The organism is Nonomuraea sp. NPDC005983 (genome assembly GCF_040614375.1).
Taxonomy (GTDB): Bacteria; Actinomycetota; Actinomycetes; order Streptosporangiales; family Streptosporangiaceae; genus Nonomuraea.
The window spans coordinates 1-18821 of sequence record NZ_JBEXUP010000099.1; the positions used below are offsets into that span (position 1 = coordinate 1).

At 70.7% G+C, this 18821-nt stretch carries 16 protein-coding genes and 1 pseudogene; 10 read left to right on the forward strand and 7 right to left on the reverse strand.

Annotation, left to right across the window (positions count from 1 at the left end):
* Positions 1 to 518: pseudogene (locus ABZ297_RS32915) on the reverse strand (hypothetical protein); the annotation flags it as partial.
* Between the two features lie 26 nt (positions 519 to 544).
* Positions 545 to 1936, reverse strand: a complete 1392-nt coding sequence (locus ABZ297_RS32920; RefSeq protein WP_355354388.1) for a bifunctional cytidylyltransferase/SDR family oxidoreductase — start codon at positions 1934 to 1936, stop codon at positions 545 to 547.
* 95 nt (positions 1937 to 2031) lie between these two features.
* Between ABZ297_RS32920 and ABZ297_RS32925 the strand changes: the two genes are divergently transcribed.
* The 7 genes from ABZ297_RS32925 to ABZ297_RS32955 all read left to right on the forward strand — a co-directional run bounded on the left by ABZ297_RS32925 (position 2032) and on the right by ABZ297_RS32955 (position 8653).
* A complete protein-coding gene (locus tag ABZ297_RS32925; RefSeq protein ID WP_355354391.1) occupies positions 2032 to 3489 on the forward strand; it encodes a CDP-alcohol phosphatidyltransferase family protein in 1458 nt (485 codons plus the stop codon).
* Between the two features lie 11 nt (positions 3490 to 3500).
* Positions 3501 to 4109, forward strand: a complete 609-nt coding sequence (locus ABZ297_RS32930) for a DUF5941 domain-containing protein (RefSeq protein ID WP_355354394.1) — start codon at positions 3501 to 3503, stop codon at positions 4107 to 4109.
* 77 nt (positions 4110 to 4186) lie between these two features.
* Entirely contained in the window at positions 4187 to 4918 is a 732-nt protein-coding gene (locus ABZ297_RS32935; RefSeq protein ID WP_355354397.1) for a phosphocholine cytidylyltransferase family protein, read from the forward strand.
* Between the two features lie 28 nt (positions 4919 to 4946).
* The gene (locus ABZ297_RS32940) at positions 4947 to 5987 is read left to right on the forward strand and encodes an iron-containing alcohol dehydrogenase family protein (protein WP_355354460.1); all 1041 of its coding nucleotides are present in this window, start codon (positions 4947 to 4949) and stop codon (positions 5985 to 5987) included.
* Complete coding sequence (locus tag ABZ297_RS32945; RefSeq protein ID WP_355354400.1) at positions 5965 to 6732, forward strand: CDP-alcohol phosphatidyltransferase family protein; 768 nt, start codon at positions 5965 to 5967, stop codon at positions 6730 to 6732. The genes ABZ297_RS32940 and ABZ297_RS32945 overlap by 23 nt, the downstream gene beginning before the upstream one ends.
* A 187-nt stretch (positions 6733 to 6919) precedes the next feature.
* Entirely contained in the window at positions 6920 to 7804 is an 885-nt protein-coding gene (locus tag ABZ297_RS32950; protein WP_355354463.1) for a glycosyltransferase, read from the forward strand.
* Between the two features lie 51 nt (positions 7805 to 7855).
* Positions 7856 to 8653 (forward strand): ATP-binding cassette domain-containing protein, encoded by a 798-nt coding sequence (locus tag ABZ297_RS32955; RefSeq protein ID WP_355354403.1) that lies wholly within the window; start codon positions 7856 to 7858, stop codon positions 8651 to 8653.
* Here ABZ297_RS32955 and ABZ297_RS32960 read toward each other — a convergent pair.
* A complete protein-coding gene (locus ABZ297_RS32960) occupies positions 8650 to 9333 on the reverse strand; it encodes an acetoacetate decarboxylase family protein (RefSeq protein WP_355354406.1) in 684 nt (227 codons plus the stop codon). The two genes, ABZ297_RS32955 and ABZ297_RS32960, sit on opposite strands and share 4 nt — an antisense overlap.
* 140 nt (positions 9334 to 9473) lie before the next feature.
* Here ABZ297_RS32960 and ABZ297_RS32965 point away from each other — a divergent pair, with 140 nt between their 5' ends.
* Entirely contained in the window at positions 9474 to 9917 is a 444-nt protein-coding gene (locus tag ABZ297_RS32965; RefSeq protein ID WP_355354466.1) for an RNA polymerase sigma factor, read from the forward strand.
* Positions 9914 to 10843: a hypothetical protein gene (locus ABZ297_RS32970; RefSeq protein ID WP_355354409.1), complete on the forward strand. Its 930-nt coding sequence runs from the start codon at positions 9914 to 9916 to the stop codon at positions 10841 to 10843. The genes ABZ297_RS32965 and ABZ297_RS32970 overlap by 4 nt, the downstream gene beginning before the upstream one ends.
* Here ABZ297_RS32970 and ABZ297_RS32975 read toward each other — a convergent pair.
* From ABZ297_RS32975 to ABZ297_RS32990, 4 genes are all read right to left on the reverse strand, one after another.
* Complete coding sequence (locus ABZ297_RS32975) at positions 10840 to 11808, reverse strand: glycosyltransferase (protein ID WP_355354412.1); 969 nt, start codon at positions 11806 to 11808, stop codon at positions 10840 to 10842. The two genes, ABZ297_RS32970 and ABZ297_RS32975, sit on opposite strands and share 4 nt — an antisense overlap.
* Positions 11809 to 11864: 56 nt before the next feature.
* Positions 11865 to 13088, reverse strand: a complete 1224-nt coding sequence (locus ABZ297_RS32980) for an acyltransferase family protein (protein WP_355354415.1) — start codon at positions 13086 to 13088, stop codon at positions 11865 to 11867.
* Between the two features lie 176 nt (positions 13089 to 13264).
* Complete coding sequence (locus ABZ297_RS32985) at positions 13265 to 14896, reverse strand: LCP family protein (RefSeq protein ID WP_355354418.1); 1632 nt, start codon at positions 14894 to 14896, stop codon at positions 13265 to 13267.
* A 194-nt stretch (positions 14897 to 15090) separates the two neighbouring features.
* Positions 15091 to 16653, reverse strand: coding sequence for a hypothetical protein (locus tag ABZ297_RS32990; RefSeq protein ID WP_355354469.1), 1563 nt, complete (start codon positions 16651 to 16653; stop codon positions 15091 to 15093).
* A gap of 107 nt (positions 16654 to 16760) precedes the next feature.
* Between ABZ297_RS32990 and ABZ297_RS32995 the strand changes: the two genes are divergently transcribed.
* On the forward strand, positions 16761 to 18788 hold the full coding sequence (locus ABZ297_RS32995) for a hypothetical protein (RefSeq protein WP_355354421.1): 2028 nt from the start codon (positions 16761 to 16763) through the stop codon (positions 18786 to 18788).
* Positions 18789 to 18821 lie beyond the last annotated feature (33 nt).

The following is an 18821-nucleotide window of genomic DNA, read 5'->3' on the forward strand; positions in this document are numbered from 1 at the left end:
GCCGCGCCCGCGCCCAGGGCGGCGGCCGTGGCCCCGAACGGCGCGCCGAGCACCGGCAGCAGGTCGAGGTAGAGGAAGCGGGCACCGCGGCGGTCGACCAGGAAGCCGGGCGGCATCCTGGGGATGCCCAGCGCGGAGACGTCCAGGTTGCGGGTGGTGACCGGCATCGCGTGGAACGCCTGCCGCAGCCGCAGGGCCAGCCCCGCCTGGACGGCCCGCAGCCCGTGCGCGGCCAGCAGCCCGAGCGGCAGCGCGACGAACCAGTCGGAGCCGGGGCCCGCCGTCCGCGCCACCAGCAGCACGGCCGCCATCTCCCTGACCAGGAAGCGCAGCGTGATCCCGAGGTGAACCCTGTCGAGCAGGTCGAGGAGCCGGTCGTCACCGCGCGAGGCGAGGTACTCCGCCGCGTACGAGCCTGCCGCGACGACCCCGAACAGCACGGGCGACGGCCACAGCGCCGCCGCGAGCAGGACGGGATAGGAGCAGAGCAGTGCCGCGATCGCCCAGAGTGTCCTCATGTGATCGCACGGTAACAACCGTCAGGTCAAGCGCCGTCAAGGCGAACGTCTACCACTTGCCCGGTCAAATCGGAGATGAGGACGTCCAAGGAGGTCTGCGCCACCGCGCGGGGAGACAGCAGCGTATGGGCGGGTTCCTCGCCGAACGCCCGCTCCCGCATCGGCGTGCCGGTGCGCTCGGGATTGACGCAGTTGACCCGGATGCCGTCGTCCGCCCACTCGTCGGCCAGCGCCTGGGTCAGGTTGACCACGGCCGCCTTGGTGGAGGAGTAGAGGCTGTAGTGCGCGCGCCCCCTGGTGTAGCTGGAGGACGTGTAGAGCAGCAGCCGCCCGCCGCTCTCGCGCAGGTGGGGGTGGGCGGCGCGGGCCACGTTGACCGGGCCCAGGTAGTTCACCCCGACGGTCTCGGCGATCGTCTCGTCGGTGACCTCGGCGAGCCTGCCCATGTGCAGCACCCCCGCCGTGTTGACCACGTAGTCGATCCTGCCCAGCTGGGCCAGCGCCTTGGCCACCGAGTCGAAGTCCTCGACCCTGACCCCGTTCTGGGTGCGTGAGAAGGAGTGCACCTGCGCGCCGTGGCTGGACGCCAGGTCCACCACGTCGGCGCCGATGCCGTAGCTGCCGCCGAACACCACCATGGTCTTGCCGTCGAGCGCCTCGCGGTAGTCGCGCGGGTTCGGCACGGGCGCGGTGGAGGCGGCGAGTTGGAAGAGCTTGTCGGCGATGTAGACGTCCACCGGGTGGGTGACCTTCATGTTGGCCTCGCTGCCGGGCACGATGTAGATCGGCACGTCCGGCAGGTAGCGCAGCACCACGCCGCAGTCGTCGGTGGCGGGCTGCTTGTCGAAGTCGGGGTCGGCGAAGGCCCGCTCGTACGCCTCGCGGATGACCGACAGCCTGAAGCACTGCGGGGTCTGGCCGCGCCGCAGCCGCGAACGGTCGGGGATGTCGCGGATGATCTCGCCGCGCGGCCCGGGGGCGGCCACCACGACCGTGTCGGAGCTCGGGATCGCCACGTCCACGGCCGAATAGGTCTGCAGGGCCCTGACACACTCCGTGATGATCCGGGGCTCCAGGAGGGGCCTCACAGCGTCGTGCAGGAGCACGTTGCACTCCTGGGGGCCCAGCGCCCGCAACGCCCGCCAGGTGCTCTCGGTACGGGTCGAGCCGCCGTCGACGATCTGGCTGACCTTCCCGAAACCGCCCCTCACGACGATCTCCTGGACCGCGTCGCGGAAGCCCGGCGTCATCAGCACCACGATCTCGTCGATCTCGGGCGAGCCGTTGAACAGGGCGAGCGTGTGCTCCAGGATCGTCCTGCCCGCGATCTTGATGAGCTGCTTGGGCGTGTTGAGCCCGACCCGCTGCCCCACGCCGCCGGCGAGCACGACCCCTACCGACCTCAGCCGAGATTCCATACCGCGAGCGTAACGGTCCTGTTCCGTGATATCGCGTCGCACTGTCGCTACGCTGTGTCCACGCACTCCCTCGCGACCGGGAGGAGAACTGCGCTTTGCCTGATTCACTGACCTGCGAGACCGCGACCACCTCGGTGGTGGTGCTCGCCACCACGCCCGCCAGCGGGCTCTCCTGTGCCGACGGCACACTGCTCGACCGGCTGACCGACCAGCTCGCCACGCTGCCCGTGCGCGGTGTGCAGGTGGTGAGCGCCGGAGGCGGCGGGCTCGGGGCCGACCTGCGGGAGGTAGCCAAGATCGTCCGCATCTCGTCGGGGGCGGTCGTCGTGCTGCCCGCCGACCTCGTCGCCCACACCGAGGCGCTCGCGCTGCTTCTGGAGCATCCGTCCCGCAACACGGCGGCCCTGGTCTCCTACGACGCCGCGGTCGCGCCGATGCGCCCGCCCGTCAGGGTCGAGGGCGGCAAGATCGTGGCCGCGGGCAGCTCCTTCCACCTGGTGCCCGAGGCCAACGCCACCTTCCGCGGGGTGCTCCAGACAGGCGAGGCCGACCTCGCCTCGCTGGCCGACATCGCCGAGGAACTGGCCGAGCTGGCCGACGCCGGCCGGCTCGGCCCCGTCACCCCGGTCGAGGCGATCGACCTGCTGCTCGTCGGCATGGTCAGGAGCGGCGTGCCGGTGCGCGCGGCGAGACTCGGGCAGCTGCACGCCGACCGCGTGACGGGCCAGGTCTCGGCCGACACCGCCATCGGCAGGCTCGCCGAGGTCGACGAGGCGCAGGTGCGGCTCGACACCTCGGTCAAGGAGAGAGATGGCTTCTTCGCCACCTTCTTCGTCTCCTCCTGGACCCGCCACGTGATCCGTCCGGCGGCCCGCCTGGGCCTCACCCCGAACGCCGTCACCGGCGTCTCGATCGGGCTGGCCGTGCTGGCCGCCGTCTGGTTCTCGGCCGGCACCCGCGGGGCGCAGGTGGCCGGGGCGGTGCTGCTGTACCTGTCGTTCGCGCTCGACTGCCTCGACGGCCAGCTCGCCCGCTACACGCGGATGTTCTCGCCGCTCGGCGCGTGGGTCGACGGGATGGCCGACCGGCTCAAGGAGTACGTCGTCTACGTGGGCCTCGCCTTCGGGTACGCCCACGGCCTGCCCTGGCGGTCGGGTGGGCCCGAAGGCATCTGGCACCTCGCCGTCGCCGCGATGATCGCGCAGGTCGTGCGGCACGCGGTCGACTTCTCCTTCGGCGGAGCGAGGACCGACGCGGCCAGGGTCGGCGCGCTGTGGGCCAAGCCCGTGCGCTCCCTGCTGGAGTCCGCTGACGGCGGCCGGTACGGCGTGCCCAGGCAGGGCATACTCCGGCTGGCCCAACGAATGGAGCGGGAGTCCGTCTTGCGCTGGCTGAAGAAGATGGCGGTGCTGCCGATCGGCGAGCGGACGGCGCTGATCTGCCTCACGGCGGCCCTGTTCAACGCCAGGGTCACGTTCGTCGCCCTGCTCGGGTGGGGCGGGGTCGCACTCGTCTACCAGCTCGTGGGGCGGATCGCGAGGTCGACGAGGTGATCTCCGTGCACATGACACCCGTACCCAGCAGCACCGTCGTCGCCTACCGCGACGACGGCCCGCTCTCGCGCGGGATGGGCATGCTCGTCGCCGGCCAGCTCCCGCCGCTGCCACCCGTGATCGCCGGGGCGTTCGTCACCGGAATCCTGCTGCTGATCGGCGTGGCGGGCTCCGACGGGCTGGCGGTCTTCGCGCCCGCCGTCACCCTCCTGCTCGCCGGGCCGGGCAGCTCGCACCCGCACGACGGCCGGCTCGACTGGCTGGTGCCGCCGATCCTGCGGGTGATCGAGTACACCTTCGTGGCCGCCTGCGGGTTCGCCCACGACGTCCACCCGTTCCTGATCTTCCTGCTGCTCGGGGCGCTGGCGTTCCACCACTACGACCTGGTCTACCGGCTGCGCCAGCACGTCTACCCGCCGCCCTGGCTGGCCACCGCCGGGCTCGGCTGGGACGGCCGGATGATCGTGCTCTCGCTGTTCGCCATCGCGGGCTGGGTGACGGCCGGATTCGTGCTCCTCGCGCTCTACCTGTGGGCCCTGTGCGGCTGGGAGAGCCTCACCAGCTGGCTCGCGGCACCACGCTCAGGCGTCGAAGCGACAGATGCGGGAACCCAGGACTAATTGTGGATTACCCGATCACGGCCGTTTCCCAACTAGGGTTTGGGCACACGTAGTCATGCTCGACCGAGGAGTGCACGTTGCTGGGAATGGTTCTGGCCGCTGGAGCCGGACGACGCCTGCGGCCGTACACCGACACGCTGCCCAAGGCGCTCGTGCCGGTTGACGGCGAGACCACGATCATGGACATCTCGCTGCGCAACCTCGCCGAGGTGGACCTGCGGGAGGTCGTGGTCGTCGTCGGGTACGCGGCGCAGGCCGTACACGAGCGCAAGGACGCCCTGGAGAAGCGGCACGGGGTCAAGCTCACCCTGGTGCACAACGACAAGGCCGAGGAGTGGAACAACGCCTACTCCCTGTGGTGCGCCCGCGAGTACTTCACTCAGGGGGCGCTGCTGGTCAACGGCGACACCGTGCACCCCGTCTCCGTTGAGAAGACGCTGCTGTCGGCCCCCGAGACCAGCGACATCCTGCTCGCCGTCGACAACGTCAAGAAGCTCGCCGACGAGGAGATGAAGGTCACCCTCCAGGGCGACAGCCTCAGGCGCATCACCAAGCTGATGGACCCGGCCGAGGCCTACGGCGAGTACATCGGCGCCACCCTCATCCGTCCCGGCGCCGCCCAGCGCCTGGCCGACGCCCTCCAGGCCACCTTCGAGCGCGACCCGCAGCTCTACTACGAGGACGGCTACCAGGAGATGGTCGAGCGCGGCGAGCAGATCCACGTCGCGCCGATCGGCGAGGTCGACTGGGTCGAGGTGGACAACCACGACGACCTGGCGAAGGCTCGCACCATAGCGGTTCGCTACTGAGGGGGCCTGGATGCCGCTTCTAGCGAGGATGCTGCCCGCGCCGCTGACCATGGCGGTCAGGCGCGGCGCGGTGGCGCAGCTCGGCGCGCTGCTGGCCGACAGCCGCGTGGCCACCTCCGGTAGGGTCGCGGTGGCCGTCGGCCCCGGCCAGGGCGACCACATCGAGGGCCTGATCGCTCCCACGCTCGACGAGGCCGAGGTGTTCAGGGTCTCCGACGGCTCCGTCGACGCGGCCGTCTCGCTCGGCGCCGACCTGCGCAAGGGCGCCTACGAGGTGGTCGTGGGCGTCGGCGGCGGCCGCACCATCGACGCGACCAAGTACGCCGCCTCCCTGGCGGGCATCCCGATGGTCGCGGTCGCCACCAACCTGTCCCACGACGGCATCTGCTCGCCCACCGCGTCCCTCGTCTACGAGGGCGGCAAGGGCACCTTCGGGGTGCCGATGCCGCTGGCGATCCTGGTCGACCTCGACTTCGTGCACAGCGCGCCCGAGTCGCTCGTCAGGTCGGGCGTGGGCGACGTGGTGAGCAACCTGTCGGCCATCGAGGACTGGCAGCTCGGCAACGTGGAGCGCGGAGAGCCGATCGACGGGCTGGCCTGCTCGATGGCGCGTACGGCCGCCGAGGCGCTGATCGGCCGCTCCGACTCCATCGAGTCCGACGCGTTCCTGACCGTTCTGGCCGAATCGCTGATCCTTTCGGGCATGTCGATGGTGATTGCAGGCTCGTCTCGGCCCGCGAGCGGTGGAGATCATGAGATCCTTCATGCCGTGGATCAGCTCTTCCCCGGCACCTCGAACCACGGCGAGCTCGCCGGGATCGGTGCCGCCTTCTGTTTCTTCCTCAGGGAGGATCCCGCGCGGCTCGCCCAGGTGACCGACTGCCTGCGGCGGCACCAGCTGCCGGTCGTCCCGGCCGACATCGGGCTGACCAGCGAGCAGTTCGCCGAGGCCGTCGTGCTGGCTCCCGCCACGCGTCCCGGCCGTTACACGATCTTGGAGCACCTCCGCATGCCGGAGACCGAGGTCCGCGATCGGGTGGAGGACTATGTCCGGGCCTTCGGTAGCTGAGCTCCGGCGGGTCGCACAGCCCGCCGGCCACCTTGAGCGCAAGAACGGCGAGCACTGGGCGGGCGTGCTCTACATGCGCCAGCTGTCCATCTACGTCACCTGGCTGCTGAGCAAGACGTCCGTCACGCCCAACCAGCTCACCTGGGTGATGACGGTGGCCGGAGTCGTGGCCGGAGTCGTGCTCGCCCTGCCGGGGCTGTGGGCCGCGGTGGCCGCCGCCCTGCTGGTGCAGGTCTACCTGCTGCTCGACTGCTCCGACGGCGAACTGGCCCGCTGGACCGGGAAGACCTCGCTGGTCGGCGTCTACCTCGACCGCGTCGGGGCCTACTTCGCCGAGGCCGCGGTGCTCGCCGGGCTGGGCTGGCGGGCGTCGGCCGTCCTGCCCGACTGGTACACCGTGCTGGGCTTCGCCGCCGCGCTCGGCGCGATCCTCATCAAGGCCGAGACCGACCTCGTCGACGTGGCGCGGGCCAAGGGCGGGCTGTCGGCCGCCACCGAGGCGTCCGTGGGGCAGATCCGCTCCGGGCTGCTGGGGCTGGGCAGGCGGGTGCTGTCGGCGACGAAGTTCCACCGGATCGTGCAGCCGATCGAGCTGTCGCTGCTCGCGCTGGTGGCCGCGATGATCGACGCGCTGATCGGCGATCTCACGGCCTCACGCGTGCTGCTCGTCGCCTGTTTCGCCGCGGCGTGCCTGCAGGTCGTCCTCCATCTGATCAGCATCCTGGCATCGAGGCGGCTTGCGTGATCTCAATGCGGAACCGTCAGCGCTCGAAGTCCGTCGTATTGAGCGGACGCCTGTCGTTCGGTGGGGGTTCACTGCCGGTTCCGATACGCTTAGCTCCACCACTCTCAGGAAACATGCAGACCAGCAGACTCGGTGATCATGAAAGAATGCTCCGCTCGTGCTCTCAACGCGTCAGGACGATGACCCGTTGAAGATCTCGTGCGTCATCCTCACCATGGGTAACCGGGTCGCGGAGCTGAACCGGGCGGTCGAGTCAGCGCTCAACCAGATCGACGGCGACGTCGAGGTGGTGATCGTGGGCAATGGCGCCGACGTGCCCGAGATGTCCGCGACGCCACCCGAGGGCTCGTCCGCGACTGTGAAGACGGTCCGGCTCGACCGGAACACCGGCATCCCGGCCGGCCGCAACCGCGGCGTCGAGGAGTGCTCCGGCGACGTCGTGCTGTTCCTCGACGACGACGGCTGGTACGCCAACCAGAAGGTCGTCTCGCACGTCCGCGACCGCTTCGCCACCGAGCCCGACCTCGCGGTGATCTCCTTCCGGGTGATGGACCCGGAGGGCGGCATCGGCCAGCGCCGCCACGTGCCGCGCCTGAGAGCGGGCGACCCCCAGCGCTCGTCGCCCGTCACCACCTTCCTCGGCGGCGCCTCGGCGATCCGCCGCTCGGCCTTCCTCCAGGTGGGCGGCCTCCCCGAGCGCTTCTTCTACGCGCACGAGGAGACCGACCTGGCCTGGCGGCTGCTGGGCGAGGGTTACCGGATCGAGTACGACGCCGAGACCGTCATGTACCACCCGCAGGTCCCGCCGACCAGGCACGCCGACTTCTACCGGATGAACGCCCGCAACCGGGTCTGGCTGGCCCGTCGCAACCTGCCCTGGCCGCTGGCCGCCCTGTACCTGCTCGACTGGGTGGTGCTCACGCTGATCCGCGAGCGCCGTTCCGGCGAGGCCATCAAGGCCTGGTTCACCGGCTTCTTCGAGGGGCTGCGCACCCCGGCCGGTGAGCGCCGCCCGATGGCCTGGCGGACGGCCTGGCGGATGGTGAAGCTCGGACGGCCGCCGATCGTCTGAGGCCGCGGCGACCAGTCCTCAGACATCTGACGAATTTGGTACCGTGCGGGGATGATCCCCTCCGAGACCGGGCCCGTCCTGAGGGCTGAGAACGTCGACGTGGTCCGAGACGGCAACCGGCTCCTGCGCTCGATCTCCGTGACCGTGCAGCAGGGGGAGCACTGGGCGCTGCTCGGCGCCAACGGAGCGGGCAAGAGCACGCTGCTTGACCTCCTGGGGGCCGTGAAGCACCCCACCCGCGGTGTCGTCGAGGTCCTCGGCCACCGGCTCGGACGGGTGGACGTCCGCGAGCTCAGGTCGTACCTGGGGCACGTCAACCCCCGGCACGCGCTGGAGTCCGGGCTGAGCGTGCGCCAGCTGGTGCTGACCGGCGCCACCAACACGATCGAGCTGGTGCCCAGGTGGGCGCCGACCCCCGAGCAGGAGGCGCGGGCCGACCGGCTGATCGAGCTGATGGGCATGGGCGGCAAGCGCGACCTGCGCTGGCCGAACCTGTCGCAGGGCGAGCGCGGCAGGGCGCTCATCGCGCGGGCGCTCATGCCGAGCCCGCGCCTGGTCCTGCTGGACGAGCCCGCCACCGGCCTCGACCTGGCAGCCCGCGAACAACTCCTCAGCAGCCTCGACACGCTGCGCCGCGAGCACCCGTCGCTGGCCACCGTCCTGGTGACCCACCACCTGGAGGAGCTGCCCGCCAGCACCACGCACGCGCTGCTGCTGCGCGAGGGGGAGTGCATGGCCTCGGGGCCGGTCGACGAGGTGCTGACCACCGACCAGGTGAGCAAGTGCTTCGACCACCCGGTGCTGATCACCCGTGCCGGCGGCCGGTGGAGCGCCCGCGCCGCCGTCTAGAAGCCCACTTCGACGGCGTCCTCGAACGTCATCGCGGCGCGCGCGACCGTCATGCTCAGCAGCGGGCGCTTCGGCAGGCCCAGCTCGCTCAGCTCCTTGGCGATCGGATGGTTGCCGAGCCTGATGAGCGCGCCGCCCGGCCGCACCCTGACGCCGTGCGCCCGCACCGACCACGGCACCCGGCGGGTCACGCCCTCCAGGTGCGTGTAGGCGTCCATGGGGGCCGGCGCGGCGGTGCCGGGCACCGGAATGCCCGGCCGGAGCAGCATGTCGAGCACCAGCCGGCCGTCCTTGCGCAGGATGCACCGCTTGTACGGCGAGTCGAGCCGCAGCTCGATGTCGGCCAGCTCCTTGGGGAAGCCCCAGATGTCGCGACCGGCCTCCAGCGTGAACCCCTGGTTCACCGGCAGCCAGTGGATGAACGCCCCCGCGTGTCTCAGGTCGGCGAGCCCCACGCGGCCGGACCGGCCCGGCGGGCGGATCAGGAACGCCATGCCGAACTCGTGGTAGCGGTCGAGGTCGCCGTCGCGGTAGTCGACGAACGCCAGTGCGCAGACCGCCCGGCCGGGGACCACCTCGGCCACGTCCAGCCCCGAGTAGGCGATCACCGCCCTGGCCGCGTCGGCCCTGACGGAGTACATGGCGCTGCACACCGTCGCGTCTCTCACCTGCACAGGCATGCTCACAGAACGGCCCTGGATCAGATGCGCTGCCATACCCCCAGTACATCAACCCGGAAGCCGTGTGACCATTCCCGCCCCGGCGCCGTCTGTCATGAAGTGACAATCGCACGTACGCGGAGGGCATCATCATCGAGGAGCTGTACCGCGAGCACTGGCCGCTCGTGTGCGGGTTCCTGCTGCGCCGGACCCGCGACCCCCACCTGGCCGAGGACCTCGCCCAGGAGACCTTCGTCAAGGCGACCAGGGCGCTGCTCGGCTGGCGCGGCGAGAACCCGGCCGCCTGGCTGCTCGCCATCGCGCGCAACGTCCTGGTCGACCATGTCAGGCGCAGGCGCCTCGAACTGGCGCTGCCCGCCCCTGACGAGCTGGGTGTGCCGCCGCTGCACGTCGAGGCGCTCGCCGTCCGTGACGCCCTCGACCGGCTGCCCGAGCAGCACCGCAAGCTCCTCACGCTGGTCTACTTCGACGGCTTCTCCCTGGTGGAGGTGGCCGCGATGACCGGCAGGAAACACGCCACGATCAAGACCGCCGTGTGGCGGGCCCGAGCCGCCTTCGCCGAGACCTATGGAGCAGTCCGATGACCGACGAGCTGACCCTTCCGCCGATGCCGGACTTCGACCCGAAGAGCACCCGCAGGGCGGTGCGCAGGGGAGTGTTCAGGACCGCCTTCATCGTGCTGGCCGCGCTGGTCGCGCTGGTGCTGGTCGCGACGGTCGGCTCGACGCTCGTCCAGCAGCGCGGCGACCGGGACCAGCGCATGAAGGACGTGCTCGGCACCGCCTTCAAGCTCTACAACCCCGCCTACAACCTCGCCATCGACAGCTGCTGCGACGTCACGCCGGTGTCGATGGCCTTCACCGTCAGGGGCGCGCCGATGCGGGCCATCGGCGGGTTCGCCAGCTACGGCGGCAGCACCTACACCGTCCGGCAGGACTTCTTCGGCCGGGTCGGCAGGCTCCCGCTCGGCAACGGGGCCAACACCACGCTGAGCACGGCCCTGGCCAATGTCACCACCGGCAACCAGCCCAAGCAGGACACCAGGAAGGTTCTGGCCCGGCTGCCCGCCGACCTCAACGCGCTGGCCGTGGTCGAGTTCACCAGGCCGCTCAGCACCGAAGAACTCGTCGCCTTCGGCGCCAAGTACAAGGCCTGCCCCGACAAGGTGGTGTACGAGCGGCGGCCCACGTCCATCCCCATCACGTGGAACGACGCGACGTGGGACAGAGCGCCCATGCCAGAGACGCACATGCAGATGTGCTACGAATCGCCGGGGAACCATCTCCGGAGCCTGCGCGCCTGGGTCGCCACGCTGCGCGACTACGACGACGCCAACCTGCGCGACTTCGACCTCAGCCTCGCCAGGCTGCGCAAGGCTGCCAACGAGGGCCTGGCCTACGCCTACGTGGACCAGCTCGCCACGATCGGAGGGCTCCGTAAGCTCATCGAGGACCCGCTGGTGCGGACGGTCCGGGTGGCCGACGTCACCTACGACCTCGAACGTCCCTAGACGGCCAGGTACTGGACGGGGGCCGCGACGCCCGCCCACGCCTCCGCCTTGGCCACGAAGTCCGCCGCGTGGTCGGGCCAGTGGTGGCGCAGCCGGGCCTCGGCGTGGCCGCGCGCGCCCAGTGCGGCCCGTCGCGCAGGGTCCTCCTTGAGGTCCAGGACGGCGTTCAGCGCCGCGTCCACGTCGAACGGGACCGTGATCCCGCACCCGGCCCGCTCCACGAACGCGGCGGCCTGCGGCGTGGTGACCACCGGCAGGCCCCGGCCCATGTAGTCGAGCACCTTGGTCGGCACCCCGGGCACGTTCTCGGTGGCCAGCGACAGCCCCGCCAGCGCGCCTTCCGCCATCCGCAGGGCGTGCCGGTTGGGCACGTAGCCGAACCAGTCGAGCAGCCCCACCCGCTGGGCGTCGCGCAGCAGCGGGCGGATCGCGGGGTCGGCGGCGCCGATCAGGTCCATCCTGACGCCGTGCGGGACGAGCCGCTCGGCGAGCCCGATCAGCTCGGCCACCCCGCGCCGGGCCGACAGGCGGCCGATGTGGACCACTCTGGTGTCGCCCGAAGGGGGAGGGCCGGGCGACACCAGGGTGGCCTCCGGGACCACGTCGGACGTGCACACATGGTGCCGCCTCGCGGCGCGGGCCAGGCGCTTGGCGCTCGCCTCCTCGCGGACGTCCCACACCACCGGAGGGCGGCGGTGCGGCAGCACCCGCAGCAGCGCGTGGTCGTGCACGATCAGCAGGTCCGCGTTCTTGACGCCGCGCCTGAGGGCCGCGGCGGCCCTGCCGTATCGCGCGTCGTGCGGAACGTCGACCGCGGCGAGCCCGTCGGCGGGCGTCACGTTGAAATAGGTGAACGGGGCCACGTAGGTCACCTCGTGGCCGGCGTCGAGCAGCGCCCTGATCTGCCTGTGCATGATCCGGGCGTCCTCGGGATGATGGGCGATCGTGGCGACGCAAACCCGCATATGTCGATGCTGAGCGCTTACCCGGTCAAAGGCGTTAATGCGGGGGGAATTGCCGCTTAACTTCCTGATGGGCGGCGATACAACCAGGTCAAGCGAGGTTCAAGGACCCACTTGAAGATCGTGCGGGTTTCGGGCAGGGAGAGCACGATCGCCAGCGCCAGAGCCGACGAGCTGATCGCGAGCACGCCGAGCGGGCCGTACAGCCACGGGAAGCTCAGCCAGCCCATCTCCTTGGCGATCAGGACGGGGACGCCGTGCAGCACGTAGCAGTAGAGCGTGCGGGTGCCGAGATCGGTGAACCACGTCTCGCTCCTGGGAACCAGGGCCAGGACCGCCAGGCACATCGCCATCGCGCACACCAGCAGCCCGGTGCGCACACCGAGGCCCATCCACCAGGACAGGTCCATGTCCTGGTAACTGTGCTTGTAGTAGAACGGCTTGAGTGGCGCCTTGGGCGCGATGAAGATGGCCACGGCGGCGGCGCAGACCAGCGTGACCCCTCCGGCGATCTTGATCCACAGCCGGTCGAGCCGCTCGAAGTGCTCCGGCTGCATGCACAGGCCGATCACGAAGAACGGCATCAGGCCGAAGAACCTGTCCATGCTGAAGTCACCCGAGATCTGCGAGAACCCGGCGAACAGGTAGATCGCGATCGCCACCGGGATCGGGAACTTCATCCGCTTCCACACCGGCGTCGAAAGCCGCCAGAACAGCAGGGCCAGCAGGTACCAGTTGATCCAGGCCGGGTCGATGATCGTGAGCGACCACTTCTGGCCCAGCCCGAACCGGAGTGCGGCGTAACCGAGCTCGACGATGACGTACGGCACCACGAACGTGTCGACCAGCTTGTTGGTCTTCGCGTTGGAGTTCCAGAAGTTTCTCGACAGGTAGCCGCTGACGAGCGTGAACAGCGGCATGTGGAACATGTAGATGAAGATGTAGAGCGCCCGCGACGAGTGGGAGTTGAACGTCGGCACCAGCGAGTGACCGATGATCACTGTGACGATCAGCAGGAACTTCACGTTGTCGAGGAACGGGTCGCGCTTGCGCTTCTGCGGCTCGGGCGCGGGCTCCGGCTCGGCCTTCTCCTGCTTGCCGTCGTCCTTCTCGCCGCTCTGCTCCGGGTCGGGCAGTACGCCGTGCGGGTCGGTCTGCTCGCTCCAGAAGGCCTCTTCCGGCAGCGGCCACTTCGCTCCCGTGTTGGCAGGCCCTGAGCCCTCTCCGGCTTCGCCGGGGCTACCCGGGGTCGTGACCGGTAGGGAGTGCTTGGTGTCAGACACGGGGAGTTGCTCAGCTTCGCTCGGGGCCGGGGGAGCGCGAGCACCGCAATGCCTGACAGACGTCCTGACGCCGCCCAGCGAGCGGTGTCGCCGACCCGCACCACGATATCCCGGCGGCGTGGGTCCTGTCTCTCGAGCCGGCTCAGAAACCCCGCATACACAGGGAACTCTGAGGCTCAGACGCAGATGTTCTTCTGCTCGGACGCGGTGACGGTGCTCTGGTTGACGCTGTCGGGAAGCTTGGTCGGCTTGACTGCCTTGAAGTCGGAGCCGACGACCAGCTGGATCACCGGAGCCCCCTTGACGCTCGCCGTCGCCGAGGGCACCGGCACCGACGGGGTGTAGACGTCGGTCGTGGTCGGCCGCAGCTTCCCGGACGTCGGGGCGGGCTTGGGCGTCAGCGCCGCGGAGAGCACGTCGGCGTAGTCGGCGCCCTCGGCCGCGTTCTTGGCGTAGCGGACCTCGGTGGTCGCCTGGCTCTTGCCCTCGGTGGCCTGGTAGTTGCCGACTCCGGTGACCTTGAAGCCCTCCCTGGTCAGCATGTCGGCGACCTCGCGGGCCTTGCCCGGCGTGGTGGTGCCGTTGAGCACCTGCACCTGCACCTGCTCGGGCTTGATGGCGACCTTGGGCTTGGTGCTGGCGCTCGCGCTGGCGGACGGCGAGGGCGACGGGAGCTCCACGTCGCTCTTGATCGCGTTGAACAGCTCGTTGGCGTCGGGCTGCCGCCAGACCACGCGGTTCTTGTCGTCGGGGTCGGGCGCCCAGGGGATCGTGGTGAACTTGACCCCGCCCGCCGTCATCTTCTGGGCGCTCTGGGCGATCTCGATGAGCTGCTCGGTGTCGTTGGCCAGGTCGGGGTCCATGGTCACCGACTGCGCGGCGGCCTTGATGAACCCGGTGAGCTTCGGGACGTCTGTCAGCAGCTCGGAGCTCATGGCCTTGGCCACGACCTTGCTGAGGAAGAGCTGCTGGCGCCTGATGCGCTGGATGTCGCTGCCGTCGCCGTAGTGGCGCAGCCGGACGAAGCCGAGCGCCTTCTCGCCGTCGAGCACGCTCTTGCCCGGAGGCAGGGTGAGCTTGGAGTTCTTGTCGTTGACGCCGGACTTGAGGCAGATCTGGATGCCGCCGAGCGCGTCGACGATGTTCTTGAAGCCGCTGAAGTCGACCTCGACGAAGTGGTCGATGCGGATGCCGGTGAGGCTCTCCAGCGTCGCGATCGTGCAGGCGATGCCGCCGGAGCTGTAGGCCGAGTTGATCATGTCGCGGCGGGCCTGCATCGTCTGCTTGGTCGTCTCGTTCTTGCACATGGGGATCTGCACCATCGAGTCGCGAGGGAAGCTGATCAGCCGGGCCTGGTCGCGGTTGGGCGAGATGTGCATGAGGATGATCGTGTCGGTGCGCTTGCCGCCCGCGTCGGCTTCCCGGGCGAGCTTCTGGCCGTACCGGGCGTTGCCCTTGCCCGCGCGGGTGTCGGAGCCGACGAGCAGGACGTTGAGCGCGCCCGTGTCAGGGGGGCGCGTGCCGATGATGTTCTCCTCGAAGGGCTTCTGGTGGATCGAGCCGAAGGCGTCGCGGTAGAGCGTGTACCCGGTCAGCGCGCCCCCGACCATGAGGGTGGTGGCGGCGATGCTGACCCAGGCGAGAACCCGCATCTTGCCGGCGCCGGAGCCGCCGCCGCTGCGGTGGCTGCGCGGGGGCAGGTCTTCCGGCGGGGGCGGCGAGGCGTTCGCCCGTCGCGTTCCCCGGTAGCCGGGATCTGTCGGGGCGAGCCTGCGGTCCTGCACGGACGCGCTCCTGTGGTCGCTCATACGCCCCCTTGCCTGGCCCCATGCGCGTCAACGCGTGGCTCGGTCGTTCTGCGCCACGAGACTAGGTCACATGCGGCGTACCCGCATCCGGCACTGACAAGAATCAGCCGTGACACGGGCGTGATATTACCGGCCCAAAGCATACTCAGACCTGGACATTTCCTGGAATATCACGGCCAGAGTCTTTACCGCATTCACAGGTTGCGGCGGATACTCAAAGCCGCAGCCATGCAGGCCAGCGGCACTGCCGGGAGCACGTACCGGTAGTCGAACTCGGCGACGGCGGGGGGTACCAGGAGCAACAGCACGCCCACCGACCACGGCACCAGCCACGTCGGCCACCCGTTTCCTGGCGCCCTCTCAGCCTCTCCACGCCCGCCTTCCCCGCTCTGTGCGCCGGACAGGACCTGCCGGTCCGGTGGAGGCAGGGTGCGCAGGCGGCGCACGACCGCCAGGGCGGGCGGGACGAGCAGGACAACCAGGAGCACGGTGCCGGGCACGCGGACCACGTCCTGGTAGGCCCGCATCCAGCCCGCGAACGGCTCGACCACCTCGGTGCCGATCGGCCCCTGCTCGTAGCGGATGCCCATCCGCACGCCGAGCTGCGCCGCGTGCCGGCCGGGCGGGCCGGGGGAGACGGCGGGGAACTGGTAGTAGCCGTAGATCTCCTGGTCGGGGTAGACCGGGCGGCCCCACACGAACGTCCGTCCCAGCTCTGACAGGACGGAGGCGGCGTAGTCGAGCGGCTGCTTCTGGACGGCCAGCGTGGCGAAGCGGCTCGCGAGCTCGTCGTTCTCCTTCGAGAACGTGATGCCGGGCTGGATCACGAGCGGGGAGTCCTTGGACCAGAGGTAGTCCTGCGAGGGCGGGCGCTGGGCGGGCGGCCTGGGGTCGCAGAGCACCCTCAGGTCCGGCGGCGGGTCCAGCTTCGCGCAGTCGGCGAAGGACATCGTCCGGGCGTACAGGAACGCGCCGTTCGCGCCGACCAGGCCGACGCGGTGGTAGGTGGCGTAGAACCACCCGCCGTACGCCAGGACGGGCACGACCGCCGCCGCGAGCAGCACGCCCGCGCGCCCGATGCGCCTGTGCAGCAGGAACCAGGCGGCCATGACCACGATGAGCGGCTGCCCGACCGTCCTGGTGAGCGTGGCGGCGGCGAGCAGCAGCCCGATCGCCACGACGGACTGCCTGCGCGCCAGCGTCAGCGTCACCGCGAGCACGACCAGGAACATGAACAGCGTGTCGGAGACGAGCAGGTGCTCGATCTCGATCTGGTACGCGTCGAGCAGCACCGGCGTGGCGGCCAGCGTCGCCGCCCACCTCGGCGCCCGGCGCGCGGCCCAGTACACCAGCACGCCGGTGGCCAGCCCGAGCAGGTGCTGCACAGCCGCCACGGCGCCGAAGGAGTGGAACGGCTCCAGGAGCTTGAGGAACGCCGAGTAACCGGCGGGGCGCACCAGGTCCGGCCGGGGGTGGAAGACCGTGACGATGTAGGTGTACGTGTCGGGGAACCACAGCGCCGGGCGGTAGCCGAGCATCGTGACGACCCGCAGCACGGTGCCCACCGCCAGCACCGCGAGGAACCACGCGTGCCGCCTGACGAAGCGGCCGGCCTTGCGCCAGTCGGCCCTTCGCCGGTCGGTCTCTCGCCAGCCGGTCACGGTGTCGCGCAGCCGGTCGACCGTGGCGTGCCAGCCGGGCCGCGTGGGCCTTTCGACGCCCTCGTCGGCCTCCACCTGCACGTCCTCCCGCTCCATCGGCACGCGCCGTACGCTACCCGCGTTTCCCGTCGCCCCGCGCCCGCGCCACGATCCCGCGCCCGCGCCACGCTGGGGGTGGTCGTTGGATACGCTCGCGATCAACGATGAGGCCCGCCTGGTTCGATCAGCTGCGGAGGCCGTCGGCGGGCAGGGTGCTCGCGGCGGTCTCGGTGCTGCCTGCGCTGGTGGTCGCCGGGTGGCTGGTCGCCGGGCTGCCGTTGCTGTTGCTCGGACGGTTCGGGCCGGTGGCCGCGGTGCTGCTCGGGCTGCCGGTGATCGGGGTGCTGTGCTGGGCGGGGTTGCGCCGGTTGCCCGAGGTCGTCGAGGCGACGGGGTGGCAGGTCGCGGCGGTCGTCGCCGTCGCCGCCGGGGCCGGGGTGTTCAACGCGGTCATGCACGGCGAGCAGCTGATCGTCCGGCGCGATCCCGCCACGTACGCGCAGTACGCCATCTGGCTCGCGAAGCACGGGTCGCTGCCGATCCCCGCTCAGGCGGAGGCGTTCGGCGGAGCCGACCCGGCCCTGGTCTTCGACAGCATCGGGTTCTACCCGGCCGATGGCGCGATCGTGCCGCAGTTCATGCCGGGGCCGCCGATGCTCTTCGCCGCCGGCGACTGGCTCGGCGGGCTGCTCCTGACGCCCGCCGTGCTGGGCGCGCTCGCCGTGCTCACGGTGGGCGGGCTGGCGGGACGGCTGGCAGGCGGCAGGTGGGCGCCCCTGGCCGCGCTGGCGTTCGCGCTGAGCCTGCCGGTGCTCTACACCTCGCGGACCACGTTCAGCGAGGTCCCGTCGCTGATCCTGCTGTTCGGCGGGCTGGCGCTGGTGCACGACGCGCTCTCCCGCCCCAGGCCGGGCTGGGCGGCGGGCGCGCTGGCCGGCCTCGTGACCGGGCTGGCGGTCCTGGTCAGGGTGGACGCGCTGCGCGACGTCCTGCCGGTGCTGGCCTTCGCGGGCCTGCTGATCGCCGTGCGCCGCTTCTCCCGCGCCGACAGAACGGCGGTGGGGGCCTGGCTGCTGGCAGGGGTTGTGGTGGGGGCCGGGGCCGGGGTGCTGGCGGGGTACGCGCTGTCTCGGCCGTACCTGGCCTACCTGTCGCGGTCGGTGAACCCGCTGCTGGCCATCTGCGCGTCCGTGATGGTGCTGACCGTCGCCGGGACGGTCGCCGCGCCCTGGCTGGCCCGGCTCCGGCCGCCGCGGTGGGCGGCTCCGGCGGGGGCGTGGCTGGTCGTGCTGGTCATGACGGGGTTCGCCGTACGTCCCTGGCTGCAGACCGTGCACCGGGAGGCGACCACGCGGGAGGACCGGGTCACCGCCGTATTCATCGGGAAGACCCAGCAGGCCAACGGGCTGCCGATCGACGGGACTCGGCTGTACTCGGAGCTGTCCCTGCACTGGGTGTTCTGGTACGTCGGCGTGCCCGTGGTCGTGCTGGCCACCGTCGCGGCGGCGGTGCTCGTCCGCAGGCTGCTGCGGAGCGGCGAGCCGTTCGCGTGGCTGCTGCCGCTGGCCGTCATCGGCTGGACCACCGTCACCACGCTGCTGCGCCCGGAGATCACTCCCGACCATCCGTGGGCGTCCCGCCGCCTGGTGCCGGTCGTGATCCCGGGGCTGATCGTGCTCGCCGTCTGGGGGCTCGGCTGGGTACGCGACCGGGCGCGCGAACGCGGCTACGGCTCCCGCTGGATCGGGATCGCCGGATGCCTGCTCGTCCTCGTCCCTCCGGCCGTGACGTCGATCGGCACCGCGTTCACGCCGGTCGAGCAGGGTGAGCAGGCCGCGGTGGAGGCGATGTGCGCGAGCCTGCCGCGTGACGCGTCCGTGCTGATCATCGAGCGGGTGACGGGCGAGCGTTTCACGCAGGTCGTGCGCGGCATGTGCGGGCTGCCGTCGGCGAAGATCCGCCCCGCGACCGCGGACGTCGCGCCCGAGCAGGACGTCCGGCGCGTGGTGGAGCGGGTGCGCGCGGCGGGGCGGGTCCCGGTGGTGCTCGCCGCGGAGGAGGGGCAGGTGCGCCCGTACGGGACGCCGCGGCAGGTCATGGGCCTGGTCACCCGCCAGGACGAGCGATCCTTGGTGGACCCGCCGAACGGCACCTGGTCGCTACGGATCAACGTGTGGATGGCGACGCCCTGAACGGCTTGACCATGAGGTCGGCCGGGCGGCACA

Coding starts and splice junctions, on each gene's coding strand:
- ABZ297_RS32975 (WP_355354412.1), bottom strand. CDS start 11,808: ATGCGGGTTTGCGTCGCCACGATCGCCCATCATCCCGAGGACGCCCGG.
- ABZ297_RS32920 (WP_355354388.1), bottom strand. CDS start 1,936: ATGGAATCTCGGCTGAGGTCGGTAGGGGTCGTGCTCGCCGGCGGCGTG.
- ABZ297_RS32990 (WP_355354469.1), bottom strand. CDS start 16,653: ATGGAGCGGGAGGACGTGCAGGTGGAGGCCGACGAGGGCGTCGAAAGG.
- ABZ297_RS32995 (WP_355354421.1), top strand. CDS start 16,761: ATGAGGCCCGCCTGGTTCGATCAGCTGCGGAGGCCGTCGGCGGGCAGG.
- ABZ297_RS32940 (WP_355354460.1), top strand. CDS start 4,947: ATGCTGCCCGCGCCGCTGACCATGGCGGTCAGGCGCGGCGCGGTGGCG.
- ABZ297_RS32985 (WP_355354418.1), bottom strand. CDS start 14,896: ATGAGCGACCACAGGAGCGCGTCCGTGCAGGACCGCAGGCTCGCCCCG.
- ABZ297_RS32930 (WP_355354394.1), top strand. CDS start 3,501: ATGACACCCGTACCCAGCAGCACCGTCGTCGCCTACCGCGACGACGGC.
- ABZ297_RS32955 (WP_355354403.1), top strand. CDS start 7,856: ATGATCCCCTCCGAGACCGGGCCCGTCCTGAGGGCTGAGAACGTCGAC.
- ABZ297_RS32945 (WP_355354400.1), top strand. CDS start 5,965: ATGTCCGGGCCTTCGGTAGCTGAGCTCCGGCGGGTCGCACAGCCCGCC.
- ABZ297_RS32960 (WP_355354406.1), bottom strand. CDS start 9,333: ATGCCTGTGCAGGTGAGAGACGCGACGGTGTGCAGCGCCATGTACTCC.
- ABZ297_RS32970 (WP_355354409.1), top strand. CDS start 9,914: ATGACCGACGAGCTGACCCTTCCGCCGATGCCGGACTTCGACCCGAAG.